The 21,848-nt window shown below is 62.8% G+C and carries 22 protein-coding genes and 1 riboswitch; of the genes, 8 read left to right on the top strand and 14 right to left on the bottom strand.

All coding sequences use genetic code 11. From position 1 onward, the window contains the following. Positions 1 to 155: 155 nt before the first annotated feature. Positions 156 to 803 carry a TetR/AcrR family transcriptional regulator gene (locus K0F85_RS01845; RefSeq protein ID WP_219114288.1) on the bottom strand — a complete coding sequence of 216 codons (648 nt, stop codon included), beginning with the start codon at positions 801 to 803 and terminating at the stop codon, positions 156 to 158. 67 nt (positions 804 to 870) lie between these two features. On the opposite strand from K0F85_RS01845, the gene K0F85_RS01840 reads away from it, so the two are divergent. The 3 genes from K0F85_RS01840 to K0F85_RS01830 all read left to right on the top strand — a co-directional run bounded on the left by K0F85_RS01840 (position 871) and on the right by K0F85_RS01830 (position 2,645). Then, positions 871 to 1,389, top strand: coding sequence for a DUF2867 domain-containing protein (locus K0F85_RS01840; protein WP_257572459.1), 519 nt, complete (start codon positions 871 to 873; stop codon positions 1,387 to 1,389). Between the two features lie 96 nt (positions 1,390 to 1,485). After that, complete coding sequence (gene pnuC / locus K0F85_RS01835) at positions 1,486 to 2,097, top strand: nicotinamide riboside transporter PnuC (protein WP_219114287.1); 612 nt, start codon at positions 1,486 to 1,488, stop codon at positions 2,095 to 2,097. An 11-nt stretch (positions 2,098 to 2,108) separates the two neighbouring features. Beyond that, positions 2,109 to 2,645 carry an ATP-binding protein gene (locus K0F85_RS01830; RefSeq protein WP_257572458.1) on the top strand — a complete coding sequence of 179 codons (537 nt, stop codon included), beginning with the start codon at positions 2,109 to 2,111 and terminating at the stop codon, positions 2,643 to 2,645. Here the strand turns inward: K0F85_RS01830 and K0F85_RS01825 are convergent. Next, positions 2,642 to 4,777 carry a TonB-dependent siderophore receptor gene (locus tag K0F85_RS01825; RefSeq protein ID WP_219114286.1) on the bottom strand — a complete coding sequence of 712 codons (2,136 nt, stop codon included), beginning with the start codon at positions 4,775 to 4,777 and terminating at the stop codon, positions 2,642 to 2,644. The genes K0F85_RS01830 and K0F85_RS01825 overlap by 4 nt on opposite strands. 87 nt (positions 4,778 to 4,864) lie before the next feature. Then, a riboswitch (TPP riboswitch) is annotated at positions 4,865 to 4,962 on the bottom strand. Positions 4,963 to 5,040: 78 nt separating this feature from the next. Then, a complete protein-coding gene (locus tag K0F85_RS01820) occupies positions 5,041 to 6,198 on the bottom strand; it encodes an iron-containing alcohol dehydrogenase (RefSeq protein WP_219114285.1) in 1,158 nt (385 codons plus the stop codon). A 142-nt stretch (positions 6,199 to 6,340) separates the two neighbouring features. Here K0F85_RS01820 and K0F85_RS01815 point away from each other — a divergent pair, with 142 nt between their 5' ends. After that, positions 6,341 to 6,646: a hypothetical protein gene (locus tag K0F85_RS01815; protein ID WP_257572457.1), complete on the top strand. Its 306-nt coding sequence runs from the start codon at positions 6,341 to 6,343 to the stop codon at positions 6,644 to 6,646. A 94-nt stretch (positions 6,647 to 6,740) separates the two neighbouring features. Further along, positions 6,741 to 7,220, top strand: coding sequence for an Imm26 family immunity protein (locus tag K0F85_RS01810; protein WP_219114283.1), 480 nt, complete (start codon positions 6,741 to 6,743; stop codon positions 7,218 to 7,220). Positions 7,221 to 7,254: 34 nt separating this feature from the next. Here the strand turns inward: K0F85_RS01810 and K0F85_RS28500 are convergent, their stop codons facing one another. The 3 genes from K0F85_RS28500 to ompR are packed head-to-tail and all read right to left on the bottom strand — an operon-like array spanning position 7,255 to position 9,471. Next, the gene (locus K0F85_RS28500) at positions 7,255 to 7,377 is read right to left on the bottom strand and encodes a hypothetical protein (protein ID WP_257572456.1); all 123 of its coding nucleotides are present in this window, start codon (positions 7,375 to 7,377) and stop codon (positions 7,255 to 7,257) included. Between the two features lie 20 nt (positions 7,378 to 7,397). Further along, the gene (locus K0F85_RS01805; RefSeq protein WP_219114282.1) at positions 7,398 to 8,756 is read right to left on the bottom strand and encodes a sensor histidine kinase; all 1,359 of its coding nucleotides are present in this window, start codon (positions 8,754 to 8,756) and stop codon (positions 7,398 to 7,400) included. 13 nt (positions 8,757 to 8,769) lie between these two features. Then, positions 8,770 to 9,471, bottom strand: a complete 702-nt coding sequence (gene ompR, locus K0F85_RS01800; RefSeq protein ID WP_223278807.1) for a two-component system response regulator OmpR — start codon at positions 9,469 to 9,471, stop codon at positions 8,770 to 8,772. 264 nt (positions 9,472 to 9,735) lie between these two features. Here ompR and K0F85_RS01795 point away from each other — a divergent pair, with 264 nt between their 5' ends. Then, entirely contained in the window at positions 9,736 to 10,131 is a 396-nt protein-coding gene (locus K0F85_RS01795; protein ID WP_219114281.1) for a hypothetical protein, read from the top strand. Between the two features lie 152 nt (positions 10,132 to 10,283). Then, positions 10,284 to 12,143, top strand: a complete 1,860-nt coding sequence (locus tag K0F85_RS01790; protein ID WP_219114280.1) for a flagellar assembly protein A — start codon at positions 10,284 to 10,286, stop codon at positions 12,141 to 12,143. Here K0F85_RS01790 and arfB read toward each other — a convergent pair whose 3' ends face one another. Continuing rightward, on the bottom strand, positions 12,144 to 12,542 hold the full coding sequence (gene arfB / locus K0F85_RS01785) for an alternative ribosome rescue aminoacyl-tRNA hydrolase ArfB (RefSeq protein ID WP_219114279.1): 399 nt from the start codon (positions 12,540 to 12,542) through the stop codon (positions 12,144 to 12,146). Positions 12,543 to 12,736: 194 nt separating this feature from the next. Between arfB and K0F85_RS01780 the strand changes: the two genes are divergently transcribed. Then, positions 12,737 to 13,219 (top strand): chemotaxis protein CheW, encoded by a 483-nt coding sequence (locus tag K0F85_RS01780; protein ID WP_219114278.1) that lies wholly within the window; start codon positions 12,737 to 12,739, stop codon positions 13,217 to 13,219. Between the two features lie 40 nt (positions 13,220 to 13,259). Here the strand turns inward: K0F85_RS01780 and K0F85_RS01775 are convergent, their stop codons facing one another. From K0F85_RS01775 to dapC, 7 genes are all read right to left on the bottom strand, one after another. After that, a complete protein-coding gene (locus K0F85_RS01775) occupies positions 13,260 to 15,257 on the bottom strand; it encodes an ATP-binding cassette domain-containing protein (RefSeq protein WP_219114277.1) in 1,998 nt (665 codons plus the stop codon). A gap of 48 nt (positions 15,258 to 15,305) precedes the next feature. Beyond that, positions 15,306 to 16,196 (bottom strand): 50S ribosomal protein L3 N(5)-glutamine methyltransferase, encoded by an 891-nt coding sequence (prmB, locus tag K0F85_RS01770; RefSeq protein WP_219114276.1) that lies wholly within the window; start codon positions 16,194 to 16,196, stop codon positions 15,306 to 15,308. 56 nt (positions 16,197 to 16,252) lie between these two features. Next, a complete protein-coding gene (gene dapE / locus K0F85_RS01765; protein ID WP_219114275.1) occupies positions 16,253 to 17,389 on the bottom strand; it encodes a succinyl-diaminopimelate desuccinylase in 1,137 nt (378 codons plus the stop codon). Between the two features lie 34 nt (positions 17,390 to 17,423). Beyond that, positions 17,424 to 17,780, bottom strand: a complete 357-nt coding sequence (locus K0F85_RS01760; protein ID WP_219114274.1) for an ArsC family reductase — start codon at positions 17,778 to 17,780, stop codon at positions 17,424 to 17,426. Between the two features lie 124 nt (positions 17,781 to 17,904). Beyond that, the gene (locus K0F85_RS01755) at positions 17,905 to 19,461 is read right to left on the bottom strand and encodes an FAD-dependent monooxygenase (RefSeq protein ID WP_219114273.1); all 1,557 of its coding nucleotides are present in this window, start codon (positions 19,459 to 19,461) and stop codon (positions 17,905 to 17,907) included. Positions 19,462 to 19,583: 122 nt separating this feature from the next. Then, positions 19,584 to 20,411: a 2,3,4,5-tetrahydropyridine-2,6-dicarboxylate N-succinyltransferase gene (gene dapD, locus K0F85_RS01750; protein ID WP_219114272.1), complete on the bottom strand. Its 828-nt coding sequence runs from the start codon at positions 20,409 to 20,411 to the stop codon at positions 19,584 to 19,586. Between the two features lie 20 nt (positions 20,412 to 20,431). Further along, positions 20,432 to 21,664, bottom strand: a complete 1,233-nt coding sequence (gene dapC, locus K0F85_RS01745) for a succinyldiaminopimelate transaminase (protein ID WP_219114271.1) — start codon at positions 21,662 to 21,664, stop codon at positions 20,432 to 20,434. Between the last annotated feature and the right edge of the window lie 184 nt (positions 21,665 to 21,848).

The raw sequence follows: 21,848 nt of genomic DNA, 5'->3' as shown, positions 1-21,848 counted from the left end.
TGAATGGAATGGATCCCGTCCCCATCTTACGTCTGATCGGCTTGCACGCAGTACATGATGATCAATTTTTATCATCTTTGTGCAATCGGACAGTGCCTTGTCGACAGAAAGTGGAAAGCGCCATCAGCGCGTGGCCGCGTGGCGGCCGATTGCTGTCAGCGTTCGATGTCACTTTCCTGCTTAACTTGCTGATGGGCTTGCTGCAGCGCTTCCACCGGCAACTGAAAGAAGCGCGGCACCATGGATGGCGACAGCTCGTCGCCGCTATCCGCCATGGCCAGGCGCCCGCTCAGCAAAAGCATCACGTAGCCGTGGCCCAGCGACCAGCCGGCGCTGGCGGCGGCCTTGTCCCAGCGCGGGTCGAGTCCCGCTTCGCGCACGGCCGCGCCAGCCGTTTGCAGCACATACTGGAAGCACGCTTGCGCCGCATCCTGCAGGGCGGGGAACTGGCGCACGTCCTGGTGTTCGAACATCAGCCGGTAGTGGGCGGGCGCGGCCAGGGCGAATTCAATGTATTGCTGGCCCAGCAGTTGAAAACGCTGTTCGGCGGGCAGGCTGCCCGGTGGCGGCAGTTCTGCCTCCCATTTGGCGATCAGGCTGGCGAAGCCGGCCGCAGCCACCTCGGCCAGCAGGGCTTCCTTGCTGGGAAAGTGGCGGTAGACGGCGGCGATCGACACGCCCACCGTGCGCGCCAGTTCGCGCAGCGAGAGGGTGGCGTCGTGTTGCAGCGCCAGTTGCGCGATGGTGGCGGCGACCAGGCTGTCACGCAAGTTGCCATGATGGTAGGTGCTCGTTGTTGTCATTCTATGTTATCGCTGTTCACATTGTGGTGTATGATGGTCATGTTATCACTGAAAACATGGAGAGCACATGCAAGAGATGAACCTCGCCGTCCGCGCCGTGGCCTTGCCGCCGGGCGCCGGCATCGCCCCCTTGTATCCGGGCAGCAACCTGGCCGACGCGTATGCCGTCGATTTGCCGACTGCACACGCGCGCCAGATGGACATGCAAAGCCTGGCGCGCGTGCTGCTGGGCAGCCAGCCGCGCTGGGCGCAGTGGCTGATGGTGCTGCGCGACGCCATCGTGTCGCTGTTCGGCATCAAGACGTCGAAACAGCTGACGGCCCAGCGCGATGGTCGCATCGGCATCTTCCGCATCTACGCCGTCAGCGACGATGAAGTCATCGTGGGCGAGGACGACCGCCACCTGGACTTCCGCCTGTCGGTGCTGCGCCACCGCGATACGGGGCGGCATGGCAGCGTGACCCTGTCGAGCGTCGTGCATTGCCATAACGGGGTGGGGCGCGCCTACATCCTGCTGATCCGGCCTTTCCACAAGCTGATCGTGCAGCGCTCGCTGGCGCGCGCCGTCAAGCGCGGCTTTGCGTGAGCGCATTGAGCCGGGACAGGGGCGTGACGCTGCGGGCAATCTTGCTTATTCATGGCCGGTATTGCATACTGCACCACCAGCCTCATCACGATTCCCATGAACGATACGCTTCTCCTGCTGGGTTTTGCCACCACGCCGCTTGAACTGATTTCCTTTGTCCTGGCACTGACAACCGTCGCGCTGAACATCCGCCAGAACCACTGGGCGTGGCTGTTCGCCATCATTTCCTCGGCCGCCTACGGTTTCGTGTTTTTCGAGTCGCGCCTGTATGGCGACATGGCCTTGCAACTGCTGTTCATCAGCGTCTCGTTCTGGGGCTGGTACCAGTGGCTGCATCCGGCCAGCGGCGGCAGGACCCTGCCCGTGACGCGCCTCGATGGCCGCGGCTGGCTGGCCTGCGCCGCAGGCTGGCTGGTCGGCTTCCTGCTCATCGCCTGGCTGCTGACGACGACGGACACGGACGTGCCCCATGCGGACGGTTTCCTCACGGCAGGCAGCCTAGTGGGGCAATTCCTGTTGTCGCGCAAGAAGCTGGAAAACTGGATCGCCTGGATCATCGTCGACGTGCTGTATGTGTGGCTGTATCTGCACAAGGGCCTGACCCTGACGGCCGTGCTGTACGCCTTTTTCGTGGTGATGGCCATCATCGGCTTGCTGGCGTGGAGAAAGTCGGCGCCCGCAGCGCCCGACGCCATGGTACTCAAGTGATGGCTCCTTGCATGCGCGTGGCGATACTGGGCGCGGAATCGTCGGGAAAGTCGACCCTGGCGGCCGCCCTGGCAGAGCGTCACGGCACCGTCTGGGTGCCGGAATACCTGCGCGAATTCGTGGCCACCCAGGGTAGGGTGCCCGTCGCGGCCGACCAGTATGGTATTGCGTTGACACAAGTCGAACGCGAAGCGGAAGCTGCCGCGCAAGCCCGCCATTTCTTGTTTTGCGACACGACGCCGTTGATGACGGTGGTCTACAGCCGCCATTATTTCGACGGCGCGGACGCGCCGCTGGCGGCGCTGGCCGATGCCACGCGGTACGACCTGACCCTGGTGACGGCGCCCGACAGCCCGTGGGTGGCCGACGGCTTGCAGCGCGAGTCGGAAGCCGTGCGCCAGCTGATCTACCGCTACCTGCTCGATGAACTGGACGCGCGTGGCATCGTCTACCACGTGCTGCACGACAGCCTGGAGGCGCGCCTGGAACAGGCGGCGCCTTTGCTGCAGCAGGCGCTTGCTGCAGCGCCAGCCATTGCCCTCAATTAAAAGTCGAACTGCGCCGACACTTTCATGGTGCGGCTGGCACCCGGATACAGATAGCCGTCCGATTCCGGCGTCACGTCGCGCCAGTAGAACTTGTCGGCCACGTTGTTGACGGCGGCGCGCAGCACGGCGCGCGTGCCGGCGATGCGCGTGGCGTAGGCGGCGCCCAGGCTGAAGACGTTGTACGACGGCACGAATGTCGTGTTGGTGTACTCAAACGCTTTCTTGCCCGCATATTCCCAGCTGCCATTGACGCTCAAGCCCGCAAGCTGTTGCACGGCGTAGTCCGCATGCACGGCCGCCTTGAAGGCGGGCACGTTGGGCACGCGCTTGCCGTCTAGCGACGCTTCGCCCGTGCCCGACTGCTGGCTGTTCAGGGCCGTCAGCGAGACACCCAGGTTCAGGTCGCGGGTCGGCTTGCCCTGGGCCGACAATTCCAGGCCACGGTGCTGCGCCTGGCCTTCACGCACGAAGTAGCCGGCGGCGTTCTGGAATTCCAGGCCCTTGCGGATCTGGAACAGGCTGGCCGCCAGCATGAAGTCGGGCGTCACATCCATCTTCACGCCCAATTCGATCTGCTTCGAGCGGCTCGGTGTCAGTTCTTCGTTGGCATTCATCGCCTTGCGGTCGGCCGTGCCGCCATGTTCCATGCCCTGCGAGTAGGCCGCATACACGGAGACATTGTCGAGCGGGGTGTAGACGAGCGCGATGTTGGGCAGCAGGAAGTCGTGCTTGGCGCGGATTTCCGTGTCGGCTTTCAGCACATACTGGTAGCCGTCGACATTGATATGGCGCAAGCCGCCATGCAGCTTCCAGTTTTGGGCCAGGCTGACGATATCCTGCACGAAGACAGAGTTTTCGGTATCCTTGCGCACCAGGCGCACGGGGCCCGTGACGCCGGGCGACGTGCCGACGATCTGCGGCCGGTAGATGTTGCTCACGCCTACCCAGTCGTAGACGTACAGGCCGGCGCGGTCCTTGCGGCGGAAGGTCGAGACGCCGGCCGTGAATTCATGGCGCAGCGAGCCGGTGGCGAACTTGCCCTGGATCATGGCTTGCGCGCTCAGCGGCTTTTTCGTCTCGCCCAGGCTGCGGTAGTCATACACGTCATAGTCGCCATTGCCGCAAAAGCCGGGGTACAAGTCTTGCCCGCTGCAACCATACGGGAAGGCCGTGTAGTCGTCGCGCTTGAACGAGTGCTGGTTGGCCGACAGGGTGGCGTGCCAGTCGTCATTGAACGCGTACTGGAAGCGCAGGCCGATATTGCTGGTGACGGTTTCCACGGGGCGCGTCCACGGCTGCAGGTTGAGCATGGCGTCGGCGCTGATGCCGGTCGGCAAAGTGGTGTTATTCAGCAACTGGAAGCCGGGCGCCGTCGCCTGCGCCTTGTCCTGGTAGTCGGCATCGAGTTGCAGCAGCGCCTGCGGCGAGATTTGCCAGTCGAAGGCACCGGAAATGAATTTTCGATTGCCATCCGCGCCCTTGATGTAGGAGCGCAGGCGCTCGGCCGCGACGTTGACGCGGTAGCCGAAGCGCGTGTCTTCCAGGCGGCCGCCCAGGTCGACGGCGCCGTACAGGGTGCCCCGCTCGCGCGTTTCCACGGTGACGGTGCGCAGCGGCGCGCTAGTCGGGCGCTTGACGATGAAGTCGATCACGCCGCCCGGCGCGGCGACGCCCGCCTGCAAGCCGGCCAGGCCTTTCAGCACTTCGATGCGTTCCTTGTTTTCCAGCGGAATTTGCGTGTCGCCGGGAATGGCCACGCCATCCTTGCGGTAGCTGGAATTGTTGTCGAGCTTGAAGCCGCGGATGGAAAACTGTTCCGCATAGCCGACGGCGTTGTAGGCGTCGTTGATGCTGGTGTCGAGCTTGACGGCATCGCTGAGATTGCGGATCTGCAAGTCCTGCATGTCTTTCTGCGAAATGACGGTGACGGACGCCGGCGTCTGCAGCAGCGGCGCGTCGGCAAAGCCGCCCACCGAGGCGCGTTTGGCGGCCGGTGCCTTGCTGGCCGTGACGACGACTTCGGCCATGCTTTGGGCTTGCGGGTCGGATGCGTCGGAGGCAAAGGCGGGCGCGGCAAACGCGTGCAGTATCGCCAGGGTCAATACAGAAACGGATAAATTCGGTGTGGACATAGATTGCTCGTGGTTCAAGCCGTCTCTTGGGAAGAAGTACGGCAGGCTGCTTGTTCGGCTGGCGCCAACGCAGGAGCTATCAAAGGAGGGAGGTACTTTGCGCTTTCCTTCGCTGGCATTATCCAGATCAGGTACGAAGGGTATCTCTCACCCGGATAACGACTCCAGGACCCCTAGCGAAATCATAGCTTAGCATGAAGCACGGCCAACTGTCCCACCTGGCTGACCGTTTTACAACAGTGTGGCAGATTCTATAAACTAAGCTACAGACTCAATTCCAGCACCTTGCGGCTGACGGCGGGCGTGATGTCGCGCTGTTCGCCCAGGGCCGTCATGCCGTGCGCTTCCAGGGCAGCCACGACGGCATCCACGCTGGCATGATTCAGTCCGTAGTCGGCCAGGCGCGTCTTGACGCCCATGTGGCGGAAGAAGAATTCCGTGCGCGCGATGGCCGCCTCGATGCGGCCATCTTCGTCGCCGCCGTCCAGGCCCCACACGCGGGCCGCGTATTGCAGCAGCTTGGCGCGCTTGGCTTGCTTGCGCACGCGCAGCATGCTGGGCAGGATGATGGCCAGGGTTTGCGCGTGATCAAGCTCGTACAGGGCCGTCAATTCGTGTCCGATGGCGTGCGTGGACCAGTCCTGCGGCACGCCCACGCCGATCAGGCCGTTCAAGGCCAGGGTGGCGCTCCACATCACGTTGGCGCGCACATCGTAGTCGTCCGGGTGCGACAGGGCCTTCGGGCCTTCCTCGATCAGGGTGAGTAAAATGCCTTCGGCGAAGCGGTCTTGCACGGACGCGTTCACAGGGTAGGTCAGGTACTGTTCCATGACATGCGCAAACGCATCGACGACGCCATTACCCACCTGGCGCAGCGGCAAGGTAAAGGTTTTCGACGGGTCCAGCACGGAGAACTTTGGATACACCTTGCGGCTCATGAACGAGCGTTTTTCCTGCGTGGCCTTGCGCGTGATCACGGCCGAGCCATTCATTTCCGAGCCGGTGGCAGGCAAGGTCAATACCGTGCCGAAGGGCAGGGCGGCCTCGACGATCTTGCCGCCTTTCGCCAGGATGTCCCAGGCATCGCCTTCATGCAGGGCGGCGGCGGCGATGAACTTGGTGCCATCGACCACGGAACCGCCGCCGACGGCCAGCAGGAAATCGATGCGCTCGCTTTTCACCATGGCCACGGCCTGCATCAGGGTTTCATAGCTGGGATTGGGTTCGATGCCGGCAAATTCCAGCAAGGTATGGCCGGCCAGCGCCGCCCTGACTTCATCGTAGACGCCGTTCTGCTTGATGCTGCCGCCGCCATACGTCATCAGCACCCTGGCCTGCGGCGGGATCAGCGCCGTGATGGCGGCGATCTGGCCCTGGCCGAAGAGGATTTGCGTCGGATTGTAAAAGTCGAAATTGAACATGGGGCTCCTGCCGCTGAGGTTTAGGCTGTTGCTGAGCCATGATTATGGCCGAACAGCGGAAAACGTGTCGTGGACGCTTGAGCTTTTCGTCCGCGCGGTGGAGAATGCAGCCGATGTCACCACCACGCGAAAAGGAATGCGCATGACCACCGCCCCACTGGAAGAATCCGGCTTGCCGGCCACCGCGCTCGACATGCACCGCGCCATCGGCGCCACCATCGCCGCGCTGCAGGCGCTGGACTTGAACAGCCAGCGCTTCGAGGCATGCACGGACCCGGAACTGCGCCGCGTGCTCGCGCATGCGGGCGACACGAGCCGCAAGGAAGCGGCCATGCTGCTCGAATGGATGCGCCGCCGCGATGCGCGCCTGGACACGGCCATGAAGGAAGCGTTGTTCAAGGCCGGGCCGATTGTTGCCCAGTATCACTATGACGAGAAAATATTGTAACTATTGGTTTGTTGCCGTGACGTACCATGCGCCACATTCGCATCGCTTCGCGTAGACTGTGCCCCGAACACGATTTTGGGGGGAGTTTGCAACGATGAGATCATTACCATACCGAGAAGGCAGCTGGTTTGCCGTGCCCTTGCCGGGCGGCGGTTATGCCGTCGGCGTGGTGGCGCGAACGGCGCCTGCCGGGCGCATCATGCTGGCGTATATGTTCGGACCACGACGCGATGTCTTGCCGACACTCGCTGAGCTGGAAGGCTTGCGGCCGGAACAGGCCGTGCGCCGCCTGCGCACGGGCGACATGGCCCTGCTCAACGAGCGCTGGCCCATGCTGGGCGACAGCCGCGACTGGGAGCGCGATGCCTGGCCCATGCCGGCCTTTATCCGCCGCAACGAGTCCTTGCAACGTGCCTGGCGCGCCAGCTATGCGGACGCGGACCCTGCCAAGCTGAACCGCGAGGAATCGATCCCCTTCGATACGCCGGGCATGGAAAGCGATTCCCTGTACGGCTACGGGGCGACGGAATTGTTGATGAGTAAATTGCTGGCGCAAGAGCAGGCGTCGGCTTGAAAGTCATTGAACGGCACGCTCGTGCCGTTCAATGTTAGACGGCCGGCAAGCTGATCTGAAACGCCAGGCCGCCGCCTTCGCGGTTGCGCAGTTGCAGTTCGGCGTCATGGCGCAGCAGCACGCGCTCGACGATGGCCAGGTCTAGGCTATCGTCCACCTCTGCCTGCGCCGGGTGTCTCACACCGCCGGCAAGCTGATCTGAAACGCCAGGCCGCCGCCTTCGCGGTTGCGCACTTGCAGTTCGGCGTCATGGCGCAGCAGCACGCGCTCGACGATGGCCAGGCCGAGGCCGGCGCCATTTGCCTGCCCGCGCGCCGTGTCGAGGCGAGTGAACGGTTTCATCAGCTGCTCGATCTTGTCCGTCGGCACGCCCGTGCCATGGTCTTGCACCTCGATGATGACCTTTTTCGCGCCGTGGCTGGTGCGTACATTGCAGGCGATGTCGATTTCCGTCACGTCACTGTCCGGCGATTTGCCATAGCGGCGCGCATTTTCAATCAGGTTGTTCAGCACGCGGCGCAGATCGATGGGGTTGCCCATCGCATGCGCGCCTTCCTCGATATTGGCGTTGATCTTCACGTCCGGCAGGCGCATGGCTTCACGCGTCATGTCGCTGAGCAAGCCGCTCAGGTCGACATCCGTAAAGCTCGACGCTTCTGTCGGCCTGGCGTAGTCGAGGAACTGGCCGATGATGGCGTCCATCTGCCCGATATCGGACTGGATGCCTATGCGCGCCTCGTCCGACAGATTGGCCATTTCCACTTCCAGCTGCATGCGCGCCAGCGGCGTGCGCAAATCGTGGGAAATGCCGGCCAGGATCACGGCGCGATCCGATTCCACTTGTTTCAGATCATCGACCATCTGGTTGAAGCTGCGGTTCGCCTCGATGATTTCGATTGGTCCCTTTTCCGGCAGTGGCGCCGGCTGCTTGCCCTTGGCGATCGCACGCGCGGCCACCGTCAGACGCGACAGGGGAAGATTGATCAGGCTGGAAATGATGGCCGCACCCAGCAGGGACAGCAGCGACACCAGGCTGGCCCAGCCCAGCCACTGGAAGCCCGTCAAGCCCCGCAGGCGCTCGCGGTCCAGCATCAGCCAGTACTCGTCGTCGTCGATCTTGAAGCTGACCCAGAAGCCGGCCACGCCGTTGACGCGCGCGGAAAAGCGCGTGTCCTTGCCCAGCTTGGCCTTCACCAGCGCCTCGATGTCGGGCATCAGGTAATTGTCGGACGGCGGCTCGATGCGGTCGTCCTCTTCCAGCGAGAAGATACGGATGCCTTCGTTGCTGACGAGGTCGAACAACAGCTCGCGCCGCAGCTCGGGCGCCGAGTGCGTCAGTGCCGCATGCGTGATGGTGACGACGGAAATGATCTGGGCGGAAATCTGCTGCGCCTGCGGCTCGCGCTGGATGACCGAAATCATGCCGATCCAGGTGATCATGCTCACCGTGGTCAAGGTGCCGAGCAGCAAAAAGGTGCGCCAGAACAAGCCGCTTTTCAGCCGTGCCAGGCTGATATCGGGAACAAGCTTCATCATGCCTCGCCTGCGATCAGCGCGGCTGTCCGTCCGGGATGAAGACGTAGCCCAGGCCCCACACGGTCTGGATGAACAGCGGGCTCGACGGATCGGGTTCGATCAGCTTGCGCAGGCGCGAAATCTGCACGTCCAGGCTGCGGTCGAACACTTCGTATTCGCGTCCGCGCGCCAGTTCCATCAGTTTCTCGCGCGACAGGGGCTGGCGCGCATGGCGGGCAAACACTTTTAGCACGGAAAACTCGCCCGTGGTCAGGGGCACCGTTTCGCCATTCTTTTTCAGGGTGCGCGTGCCCAGGTCCAGCACGAAGTCGCCGAATTCAAAGGTTTGCGGCGTTTCCGACGGCGCGCCGGGGATTTCGTCGGGACCCTTGCGGCGCAGTACGGCGCCGATGCGGGCCACCAGTTCGCGCGGGTTGAACGGTTTCGGCAGGTAGTCGTCGGCGCCCATTTCCAGGCCCACGATGCGGTCGACGTCCTCGCCCTTGGCTGTCAGCATGATGATCGGCGTCTGGTCGCCCGCGCCGCGCAGGCGGCGGCAGATCGACAGGCCGTCTTCACCGGGCAGCATCAGGTCGAGCACCAGCAAGTCATAGCGTTCGCGTAGCCACAGCTTGTTCATGGCCGTCGCGCTCTCCGCCGTAAAGACATTGAAACCCTGTTCGGTCAGGTAGCGGCGCAGCAGGTCGCGCAGGCGCACATCATCATCGACCACCATGATTTTTGCTTGATGGCCATGGATCGATTGCGTTGTGGTATTGCTGCCGGAAGTGGAGGTTGTGGTCATTTAAGGTGTCGTGTTATCGTATATTAGTTGCTATAGTAACGCCTCGCGCGGCGTCGGCAAGGGGCTGTGGCGACCCATTACAAAGTGTTACAAACTTTACCCAATTACTCTTACTGCACCGTGTAAAGCATCATACACTGGGGCCACAGTGGAAATCAGCTTTAAGTTTATACGGCATTGCGGAAGAGGAACTCAATGAATATCTTTACTAAAAAAATTCACGCCGCTCCCAGCGCAGCTATTGCCGCACGTACAACTTCGCTTGTGATGTCCGCGTTTGCCGTTTGCTCCGTGTTTGCCGCCAGCCTGGCGTCAGCGCAAAACCAGCCGCCGCCACGGCGTGACGACCAGCAGCAGATGCAGGCCCAGCGGTATGAGCAGGTACAGCGCACCAGTAGCAATGATACGCGACTGCGCGAACAGCGTGACGCACGCAGTTTCGACACGCGCGCCGAAGAGCAGCGTCATGCCAATGAGGGCGCCGACGCCTCGCGCCGCACGGGCCGCATGACGGCCGACGAACGGCGCGACCTGCGCCGCCAGATCAATGAAGTGGGCCAGGATATTTATTCGAATCCGCCGCGCCGCTAGGCATCGCACACCCCATCCGACAGGGCCATCTCGCAAGACATGGCCCTGTTTGCATCTGGCCGCCCGCTTTTTTGCCGAGTTAGGCACGCCGCCCCGGCCCGTGATATTGTTCCAGTGCACTCAAGCAATTCACTACGTTGTGGAGGCAAGTGGTGAGCGACGACGATACGCCCGTTCCTGATGCTAGCCATGCGGCAGGCTTGCCGCATGGCCTCGTCCGGCGCGACGAGGGCGTGTTCCTGGACCTGTCGCTGGCGCCGGCGCAGCTGCGCGCCGCCGTTGACCAGCTGTTCCAGTCGGGGCAGTTGCTGGCCGGCCTCGATTACGCTTTGTTCCTGCTGACCCTGTTCCATGCCCCCGCGCCCCGCGCTGCGCCCAAGGGCGACGCCTTGCTGCGCATCGCCGCGCGCGTGGCGCCATTCCCGCCCCAGCGCCGTGCGCTGTATAAACAGCTCAAGGTCCGTGGCGACAGCGCCGACTTTTACTTTGAGGCGCTGCCTCTTGAGGCGGATGGGCAAGTGCCGGCCCGCCGCGAGTTTGATGAGCTGGTGGCCGACCTGTGGTGCCAGGGCGTGCACTATGGCATCGATGGCGCGGCCGTGCGCGCCATGCTCGCCAGCGGCAAGGCCGAGCGCATCACGGTGGCGCGGGTGCTGCCGCCGCAGCCTGGGCGCGACGCCCAGCTGCTTGAAGTGTCGCAAGGCATGCACCGCGACGATGCGCCGCGCGAACGCTCCGATGGCCGCCTCGATTTGCTCAGCTTCAAGAACCGCTTCCCGCAAGTCAAAAAACACGCGCGCCTGCTGCGTCTGCTGCCGGGCATGCCCGGCTTGCCTGGCTACGACCTGGCCGGCACGCTGCTGCCGCCACCCGCGCCGCTGGAACTGGACCTGGCTACGGTGGCTGGGGCAGGCACGGCGGTCGAGCATTTCAGCGATGGCGAGTTCATCGTGGCCACCCAGGATGGCTATGTGAATGTTGATGAGCACGGCAAGATGTCGATTGAAAACAAGATCGTCAGCCGCGAAGGTGTCAGCAGCCGCACCACGGGCAATTTGAAGCTGCGCGCCGCGTATGAGGAGTATGGCGAAGTGCAGGAGCAGCGCCAGATCGACGGCAGCGACATCACCATCCATGGCGACGTGTATGGCCATTTGCATTCGCATGGCGGGCTGATATGGCTGCAGCGTAACCTGGTGGGCGGCACGGCCTTCAACGAGCATGGCGATGTGCGCGTCGAGGGTGTGGCCTCCGGTTCCGTGCTGCAGGCGCTGAGCGGCGAAGTGCATTTGCACCGCGCCGAAAGCTGCGTCATTGCCGGCACGCGCGTGGTGATCGACAGCGCCAGCAATTGCGAAATCATCGCCGACGAGGTCGTCATTGAGCTGGCTGAAGGGTGCGCCGTGGCGGCGCGCACCATTCGCATCGGCAGCGCCGGTCCCCGCAAGCAGGTGGAGATGCTGCTATTCCCGCTGGTGCCCGACCTGAGCGCCCTGGAGCAAAAGATCACGGACAGCCTGGCCCGCGCCGCGCAATACCAGCAGATGCAGGACAAGCGCCAGCAGGAAATCGACGCCATTGCGCAATTGCCCGAGGTGCGCAACTACTTGACCCTGGCGGGCCAGTTGCGGCGCGGCGAGCTGCATTTGCAACCGGCGCAGCAAATGCAGTACGACAAGCTGGCCGCGCGCATCGCGCCCGTGCTGAAGGAAGTGGCGCGCCTGCGCGTGGAGGTGAAACAGTCGGAAATCCTGCACGCGCAGATGCTGGCACTGGTGGCGCAAGTGCGCCAGGAGCGGCAAGCGACGGCCGGCCAGTCGCGCTGCACCCTGGGGCTGGTCGATGGCGAGACGACGGTACGCGCCATGGTCGTGCCGGCTGGTCCGGCCAAGGTCTACGACCGGCCGCCGAAAGAAATCAAGGCCCTGCTGCGCAGCGCCACGCCGGCCACGCAGCCCGTGTTTGCCGACAGCACAGGCAACCTGGACTGGACTTACCAGCCGCCGCCGTAATCAGTCGATAACCTTGCCGCGCGACTGCTTCAGCACGCTGTGCGTGCTCTTGCTGTCGAGGCGCCGCCGTTGCGAGCTGCGCGTGGGCTTGGTGGCGCGGCGCACGGCGGGCAGGAAGGTCACGCTGTCGATGATTTCCTGCAAGCGCCGCAAGGCTTCTTCCTTGTTCTGCTCCTGGCTGCGCGACTGCTGCGCCTTGAGCACCAGCACGCCATCCTTGCTGATGCGGCTGTCGCGCAAGGCCAGCAGCCGCTCCTTGTACGCTTGCGGCAGCGACGAGGCGGCGATGGGGAAGCGCAAATGGATGGCGCTGGACACCTTGTTGACGTTCTGCCCGCCCGGACCCTGGGCGCGGATGGCAGAAAATTCAACTTCAGCGGGGTTGACGAGGTGTTGCATGGCCTGCCTGTGGGGAAACGATGGGGGTATTGTAAGGGAAGATGGCTGCGCCGGCGCAAGGCTGGACGCCGGGGCTGAGCATGCACCCGGGAAAGTTGATGTTTCTCAACGCCGGGTGCGGGGATGCTCGTTAGCATGGGCCAACGTTGCGCCACTGCGCATCCTGGCAGCGCTTACCGGATGAAAGGAATACCATGCAGCCCACGACTAGGCCGGGCGCCGCAGCGGCCCAATACCTGACGCAGTACTTGAGCTTCCGGCTGGGCGGCCTGGAGTATGGCCTCGATTACCGCTGCGTGCGGGAATTGCGCCCGTTCAAGGAACTCGAACGTTTTTCCTCGGAAGGGGAGGTGCTGCAGAGTGTGGCTGTCTCGCGCGGCGTGATCATTCCCATCGTCGACATGCGCGCCGCGTTCGGCAGCGCCCACGCCGTACCCGACCCGGCCAGCGACGTGATCATCTTGCAGTTGAGCAATGGCGTGATGGGCATGGTGGTCGATGGCGTTACCGATATCGTCAGCCTGGCGTCCGGCGACATTGCTGCCGTGCCAGGTCTGGGCGAGGCGGAAGCCGATTATTTGCTGGGTCTGGGCACGGTGGCGGGGCGCCGGCTGATCCTCGTCGACATCGACCGCCTGATGGCGATCCGCAGCCCCAGCCCCATGCAGGCGGCCTAGAAAAAAGACGACCCGTGGGTCGTCTTTTGTCGTCACTTGATTAACCGAGCTTTTCCAGCTGGTCTTGCAAGTCCAGCCATTCCGCTTCCAGCTGCGCCAGGTCCTTGGTGAAGAAGGTCTGGTCAGCCAGCAATTGCTTCAGCTTGGCCTTGTTTGCCGCGTCGTAGATGGTCGGTTCGCCCAGCTTGGCTTCCGTTTCCGCCTTTTGCGCGTTGCGCTTGGCGATCTGCTCTTCCTGGCGCTTGATCTTGTTTTCGATCGGCTTGCGCAAGGCGGCGGCCTTCTGGCGATCTTCCGCTTCCTGGCGCTTGTCGCGCACGGGCGCGGCAGGGGTGGCCGCTACCGGCGAAGGTACGGAAGAAGTCACGGGGAAGTCCGTCTTGTTGGCCTTGCCGGCGGCCGGCAGCACGTCCGTGCCTTTACCCAGCTTGGTCTTGAACAGCCAATCCTTGTAGTCGTCCAGGTCGCCGTCGAACGGTTGCAGCTTGCCGTCGGCAACGATGATGAATTCGTCGGTGGTGGCGCGCAGCAAATGGCGATCATGGGAAACGACGACCAGGGTGCCTTCGAACTGGGCCAGCGCTTCCGTCAGCGCTTCGCGCGTTTCCAGATCCAGGTGATTGGTCGGTTCATCGAGCAGCAGCAGGTTCGGCCGCTGCCAGACGATCAGGGCCAGCGCCAAACGGGCTTTTTCACCGCCCGAGAACGGCGCGATCGAGGCCGTGACCATGTTGCCGGGGAAGTTGAAGCCGCCCAGGAAGTTGCGCAGTTCCTGCTCGCGCACGGTCGGGGCGATCTTCGACAGATGCCACAGCGGCGATTCGTCGTGGCGCAGCATTTCCACCTGGTGCTGGGCGAAGTAGCCGATGTTCAAGCCCTTGCCCATGGTGGCGTCGCCGCTCAAAGGCATCAGTTCGCCGGCGATGGTCTTGATCAGGGTCGATTTGCCGGCGCCGTTCTGGCCCAGCAAGCCGATGCGCTGGCCGATCTGCAGCGAAAACTTGATGCCGTTGACGATGGTTTTATGCGTGATTTCGCCCGTCGCTTCGTTCTCGATCTTGTAGCCCGCATCGACGTCTTCCATCACCAGCAGCGGGTTCGGCGCGCTCAAAGGCTCGCGGAATTCGAACGAGAATTCGGCAGCGGCGCGCAGGGGCGCCAGTTCTTCCATCTTCGCCAGCGCCTTCATGCGGCTTTGCGCCTGGCGCGCCTTCGAGGCTTGCGCCTTGAAGCGGTTCACGAACGATTCCAGATGGGCACGCTTGCGCTGCTGCTTTTCCAGCGCGCCGGCGGCCAGTATCATCTGCGCCGCGCGTTGGCGCTCGAAGCTCGAGTAGTTGCCCGAATAGCGCTTCAGCTTGCGCTCGTCGATATGCACGACCACGTTGACCACTTCGTCGAGGAAGTCGCGGTCATGGGAAATGATCAGCAAGGTGCCGGCGTAGCGCTTGAGCCAGTCTTCCAGCCAGATGATGGCGTCCAGATCCAGGTGATTGGTCGGTTCATCGAGCAGCAGCAGGTCGGACGGGCACATCAGCGCTTGCGCCAGGTTCAAACGCATGCGCCAGCCGCCGGAGAAGCTGGCCACCGGTTGCTGCATCTGGTCCAGCGTAAAGCCCAGGCCCAGCAGCAATTGCTCGCCGCGCGACTGCACGGTGTAGGCGTCGGCATCGGCCATCGCACTGTAGATTTCACCGATGGCGATGCCGTTTTCCGACGTTGCCGGCTCGGACTCCAGGCGCGCCAGTTCTGCTTCCAGCTTGCGCAAGGTGATGTCGCCATCGATCGCATAGTCGAGCGCGGCACGGTCCAGCGGCGGTGTTTCCTGCGCCACGTAAGCCACGCGCCATTTGGCGGGGAAATCGATCTCGCCCTGGTCAGGGTGCAATTCGCCACGCATCATGGCGAACAGGCTCGATTTGCCCGCGCCATTGGCGCCGATCAGGCCGATCTTGTCGCCCGGATTGAGGGTGACATCGACTTGTTCGAGCAACGGTTTGATGCCGCGCATCAGGCTTACTTGTAGGAAACGTATCATTTTTTTCTTTGTGTTGTAAATTAAGGCGCTGCGCGCTTACGCCAGCGCTTATGCCAGCTTGAGCTGTTCGGCCGTCAGCAGGAACACCATGTCGTCGCCGGCGCTCGTCGTCAGCCAGGTCAGGCCCAGCTCGCCGAAGGCCGCTTCCGCGTATGCGCGTTCGTTGCCGATTTCAATCATCAGGATGCCGTCGTCCGTCAGGCGCTCGGCCGCGCCTGCGATGATCTTGCGCACCAGGTCCATGCCGTCGCTGCCGCCGTCGAGGGCGATTTGCGGTTCGGCCAGGTATTCCTGGGGCAGGGCGCCCATCGACGCGGAATTCACGTACGGCGGGTTGCTGATGATCAAGTCATATTTCTTGGCCGGCACGTTGGTGTACAGGTCCGACTCGATCAGCTTGACCCTGTCCTGCAGCTTGTAGGTGTCGACGTTGCGCTTGGCCACGGCCAGCGCATCGGCGGAAATGTCCACCGCATCGACGCTGGCGTTCGGGAAAGCATCGGCCATCATGATGGATAGGCAGCCAGAACCGGTGCACAGTTCCAGGATGTTTTCCACGGCTTCCGGTTCCGCCACCCATGGCGAAAAGTATTCAGGGATCAGCTCGGCGATGAAGGAGCGGGGCACGATCACGCGCTCGTCCACATAAAAATTGTACGTGCCCAGCCAGCCTTCCTTGGTGATGTAGGCGGCTGGCACGCGGTCGATGCTGCGGCGGTCGATGACCGTCATCACGCTGGCGATTTCCGACGGCAGCAACTTGGCATCGAGGAAGGGTTCGAGCTTGTCGAGCGGCAACTTCAAGGTGTGCAGGATCAGATAGGCCGCTTCGTCGAACGCTTCGGCGCTGCCGTGGCCGAAAAACAGCTTGGCGGTATTGAAACGGGTAACGGCGTAGCGCAGCAGGTCGCGTGGCGTGGAAAATGGGTTCGGGCTCATGGCATTCTCGAAAAGACAGTGTTCTGGCCCGCCGTGACGGGCCTCGGTATTCTGGTTCAGGCGGGCAGCAAATGCTCCAGCGTGCGCCGGTAAATATTCTTCAGGGGATCGATGTGGCGCAGTTCGATGTGCTCGTCGATCTTGTGAATACTGGCATTGGGCGGCCCGAATTCTATCACTTGGGGGCAGATCTGCGCGATAAACCGCCCATCCGAGGTGCCACCCGTGGTCGACAGCTGCGTCGTGATGCCGGTTTCTTCCAGGATGGCGGCGGACAGCGCATCGGAGAGGGTGCCGCGCGGCGTGAGGAAGGGCAGGCCGCTCAGGGTCCATTGCAAATCGTATTGCAAGTCATGCCTGTCGAGGATCGCGTGCACCCGTTCCTGCAGGTTTTCCGCCGTGCTGGCCGTGGAAAAGCGGAAGTTAAAGTCGATCACCATGTCGCCCGGGATCACGTTGTTGGCGCCCGTGCCCGCGTTGATGTTCGACATTTGCCACGAGGTGGGCAGGTAATACTCGTTGCCCGCATCCCATTGCTCCTCGACCAGGTCGGCCAGCGCCTGCGCCGCTTCATGGATCGGGTTCTTCGCCAGGTGCGGGTAGGCGATATGGCCCTGCACGCCCTTGATCGTCAAGCGGCCCGACAGCGAACCCCGGCGGCCATTCTTGATCATGTCGCCCAGGTCCGCGCTTGAGGTCGGCTCGCCGACCAGGCAATAGTCGATCTGTTCGCCGCGCGCCTTCAGTTGCTCGCAGACGATGACGGTGCCGTCCGTGGCCGGGCCTTCTTCGTCGCTGGTGATCAGAAAGGCGATCGAACCCGTGTGCTGGGGCGTGGCGGCGATGAATTCCTCGCAAGCGACCACCATGGCGGCGATCGAGGTCTTCATGTCGGCCGCGCCACGGCCGTACAGCTTGCCATCGCGGTGGGTGGGAATGAAGGGCAGCGAGCGCCATTGTTCGACGGGGCCGGTGGGCACCACGTCCGTATGGCCGGCAAAGACGAACACGGGGGAGGTGGTGCCACGGCGTGCCCATAGATTGGTGACGTCGTTCGACTGTATCGTCTCGCAGACAAAGCCCAGCGGCGTGAGCAGATCGATCAGGTGCTGCTGGCAGCCCTTGTCATCGGGCGTGACCGAGGACAGGGCGATCAGTTTTTCGGTCAGGCCGAGGGTTTTGGAGGTGGTCATGGCGTAGCGCGGGGTGCTTCTGTCTAAGTGAAAATTACAGCCCGAAAATGGCTGCATACTGTGCATCTGAAAATGCCACGCTGAACTGGCCATCCTTGTCCAGCACGGGGCGCTTGATGATGGATGGGTTTTCCAGCATCAGGTCCAGCGCGCTGGCCGCATCGGTGATCGATGCCTTGCGCCCGTCGGACAGGGCGCGCCAGGTCGTGCCTTTCTTGTTGACCAGCACATCCCACGGCAATTGCTGCAGCCATGCTTCGACGGTGGCGCGTTCCAGTCCCTGTTTCTTGAAGTCGTGGAAGGTGAAATCGCGTTGCTGCGCGGCCAGCCAGGTGCGGGCCTTTTTGACGGTATCGCAGTTGGGGATACCGTAGAGTGTAATGGTCGTCATGGGCAGGGCTAAGGGGAATGAATGCGGTTCGCTTGATCGCGGCGCTTGCGCCAGGGATGAATGCGATGGTAGCCGATATTATACAGTCGATACGCAGTCGATGCGGCAGTGCAGCATGCCCCCTTTATTTTTCCTGCACGGGCCGTGGCGCCGCCTTGCGCATCTCTGCCGGACCAAAATGCAGGCCAAGGCGCAGGGCCAGGGCGCGCAGGGCGCCGCTTTCCTGCTGGTGCAGGGCCAGCGCGATATGGCCGTCCGGGCGCACGAGGTAGGCCGCGTCGCGGCCCAGGCCGGCCAGCTTGGCGGCCACGTTATACGTGTAGCAATGCACGGGCAGCTTCAGCACGCGCGCCTCGGCCAGCAGTGCTGGCGCCGGCTCGCCATAGATGTGCAATTGCCACGCCATGCTGCGCAGGGCCGTGAAATTGTCTTGCGTGCCGTCCGAGAACCATGGCAGGCGGTCGCCGCCGCGCAGGTACTCCGCGTGGCCTGCGGAAAGGGCGCTGTCTTCATAGCTGATCTGGATTTGCGACACCGTCTGGAACAGCAAACGGCGCGCCCGCCCGAAACTGGACAGGAAGGGCAGCGCATGGGGCACCAGCCAGCGGCGCAGGAATTGCCCGGCCAAGCCTTGCGCGACGATGGCCTGGAAGGCGCGGTCGGTGGTGGCGACGAGCTTGCGGGCAAACACGATGCGCTCGCTTTCATAGGTGTCGAGCAAGGCGTCGTTGCTTAGTCCGTGCAGTTTTTGTGCCAGTTTCCACGCCAGATTGACGGCGTCGCCCAGGCCCGTATTCATGCCCTGGCCGCCCACGGGGCTGTGCAAATGGGCCGCGTCGCCGAGGATGAAGCAGCGCCGTTCGCGAAACTGCGCCGCCACCCTGTGGTGCACCTTATACGTGGAAAACCAGTTCACATGCTCGACCTGGATGCCCAGCAAGGCTTGCACCTGTTCGCGCACATCGTCGAAGACGGGCGCCGGCGCGCCATCGGGGCGGTCGGGCAGGATGCCGATCAGGCGCTGCATGCCGCTGGTGCGCACGGGTAACATCAGCGCAAACGAGTTCGCGCCCAGGTGGGCGTGCAAATCCGTATTGTTGCCGGCCACTTGGGCATCGGCCACGTAGTACAGGTGGTCGTAGGTGCCGCCGGAAAAGTCGAAACCGGCGATTTCGCGGACCTTGCTGCGGGCGCCGTCGCAGCCGCAGATATAGTCAAACGTGCAATATTGTCGCTCGCCATTGTTGAGCAGGATGGCTTGCACTTCGCTATCGTCCTGCGTCCACAGGTCCAGGGTAACGTTCCATTCCACATGCACGCCGGCCGCCGCCAGCTTGCTGATGAGAAAGCGTTCATGCTCGTCCTGTGGCAGGCTCAGCACGAAAGGGTAGGGACTCAGCCCTTCGCCGATCTCGCCCAGCGCCAGTTTCACCAGTTCCTCGCCCCCTTCATGGATGTGCATGGCATTAATCTTGATGCCAAGGTTGACGAGTTCATCGGCAAAGCCCAGCTGCTGGTAAAACTCCAGCGTGCGCGCATGCACGGCCATGGCCCGCGACGCCTGGCCCGGACCGCTATTGCTGTCGATGATGCGGCAATCGACGCCATGGCGCGCCAGGCGCAAGGCAAGCATGAGGCCGGTAGGACCGGCGCCGACGATCAAGACGCGAGGAGTATGCATGCCATCCAGTATAGGACAGGATGGAAGAGGGCAGCGGGACGATTGAAGTGGCTAGCCGGAAATGAAAATGTCCCGACCAGGCGGGACATCCAGGGTATGACGTGCGCCTTGCGGCGCAGTCATCAAATACCGCGCAGCAACTCGTTGATGCCGGTCTTGGCGCGGGTTTTTGCATCCACGCGCTTGACGATCACGGCGCAGTACAGCGAGTACTTGCCGTCTTCCGAAGGCAGGTTGCCCGAGACCACGACGGAACCGGCTGGCACGCGGCCGTAGGTCACTTCGCCGGTGGCGCGGTCGTAGATCTTGGTCGACTGGCCGATGTACACGCCCATCGAGATGACCGAGTTTTCTTCGACGATCACGCCTTCGACGATTTCCGAACGGGCGCCGATGAAGCAATTGTCTTCGATGATGGTCGGGTTCGCTTGCATCGGTTCCAGCACGCCGCCGATGCCGACGCCGCCGGACAGGTGGACGTTCTTGCCGATCTGGGCGCAGGAGCCGACGGTGGCCCAGGTGTCGACCATGGCGCCTTCATCGACGTAGGCGCCGATGTTGACATAGGACGGCATCAGCACGACGTTCCTGGCGATGAAGCTGCCACGGCGGGCGACGGCAGGCGGCACTACGCGGAAACCGCCCTTGGCGAAGTCTGCGGCGGTGTAGTTGGCGAACTTGGTCGGCACCTTGTCGTAGAACTGCATCGTGCCATCCGATGGCAGCACGACGTTGTCTTCCAGGCGGAACGACAGCAGCACGGCTTTCTTGACCCACTGGTTGACAACCCAGTCGCCCGTGGTTTTTTCCGCCACGCGGATGCTGCCGTTGTCCAGGCCATTGATGACGTGTGAGACGGCGTCGCGCAGTTCGGCCGTGCCGTTGCCCGGATTGATCTCGGCACGGTTTTCCCAGGCCTGGTCGATGATGTTTTGCAGTTGTTGGCTCATGATGATGTCTTATGTATTGGTTAATGCGGAGTTGATGCGGATGCGGAAAGCTGCTGGCAGAATTTTACTATGCGCAGTGCCGCTTCCAGCCCTTCGGCCGTTTCGGCCACCAGGGCCATGCGGATGCGGTTGCGGCCCGGATTGATGCCGTGCGCGTCGCGCGCCAGGTAGCTGCCAGGCAATACCGTCACATTATATTCGGCGTACAGGCGTTGCGCGAATTCGGTGTCGGACAGTCCCGTGCGGCTGACGTCGGCCCACAGGTAGAAGCCGGCGTCCGGCAATTGCACGTCCATCACCGCTTGCAGCAGCGGCGTGATGGCGTCGAACTTGGCGCGGTACTTGGCGCGATTTTCCTCGACATGGGTTTCGTCGTTCCAGGCCGCGACGGAGGCCGCCTGCACGGCAGGGCTCATGGCGCCGCCGTGGTAGGTTCGGTAGAGCAGGAATTTTTTCAATACTTCCGCGTCGCCGGCGACGAAGCCCGAGCGCATGCCCGGTACGTTCGAGCGCTTCGACAGGCTGGAAAACACCACCAGGCGCGCATACGGGCGCTCGACTGTGGACAGGCCCAGCATGTGCGCCGCCTGCAGCGCGCCCAGCGGGGGCGTGTCGCCGTGGTAAATCTCGGAATAGCACTCGTCGGCGGCGATGACGAAATCGTAGCGCTCGGACAGGGCGAACAAATGCTCCCAGTCCGTCAGGGTGAGCACGGCGCCCGTCGGGTTGCCCGGCGAACACAGGAACAGCAGCTTGACCTTTTCCCACACGGCAGTGGGCACCGCGTCGTAGTCGCAGCCGAAATTGCGCGTGGGGTCGGAATTGACAAAATACGGTTCGGCGCCTGCCAGGTAGGCCGCACCTTCATAGATCTGATAAAACGGATTCGGGCTAATCACCAACGAACCGGCGGACGGATCGATTACCGTTTGCGCCAGCGCAAACAACGCTTCGCGCGAACCGTTCACGGGCAGGATTTGCGTGGCAGGATTGAGCTTGGGGATGCCATAACGGCGCTCGAGCCAAGCGGCGATGGCGCTACGCAAGGCTTCCGAACCGATGGTGGTCGGATAGCTGGCCAGGCCATGGATATTGTCAACCAGCGCTTGCTCGATGAAGGACGGCGTCGGGTGCTTGGGTTCGCCCATGCCCAGGCTGATGGGAGCATACTCGGGATTGACCGTCACGCCGGCAAACAGCTGGCGCAGCTTTTCGAATGGATATGGTTGCAGTTTAGCAAGAAGTGGATTCACGGAACGGACCAGGGCAAGAGTGGAAAGACGATGTTGCTAAGCGACTACCTGGCGCGGCAGACTTGATGCCGGTCAAATAATAAGCTGCGTCTTTCATTATAGCCGTCCTCGCGGGCCCGCAGTGCAAGCCGCCTCAAGCCGCATCCGCCTGATTGCTGCACGGCTGGTCACGGCTTGCCGCAGC

The sequence above is a fragment of the Janthinobacterium sp. UMAB-56 genome (assembly GCF_900095265.1).
Lineage (GTDB): Bacteria > Pseudomonadota > Gammaproteobacteria > Burkholderiales > Burkholderiaceae_D > Janthinobacterium.
The sequence above is the reverse complement of the archived record's forward strand: the minus strand, read 5'-3'. Positions and strand labels throughout refer to the sequence as shown.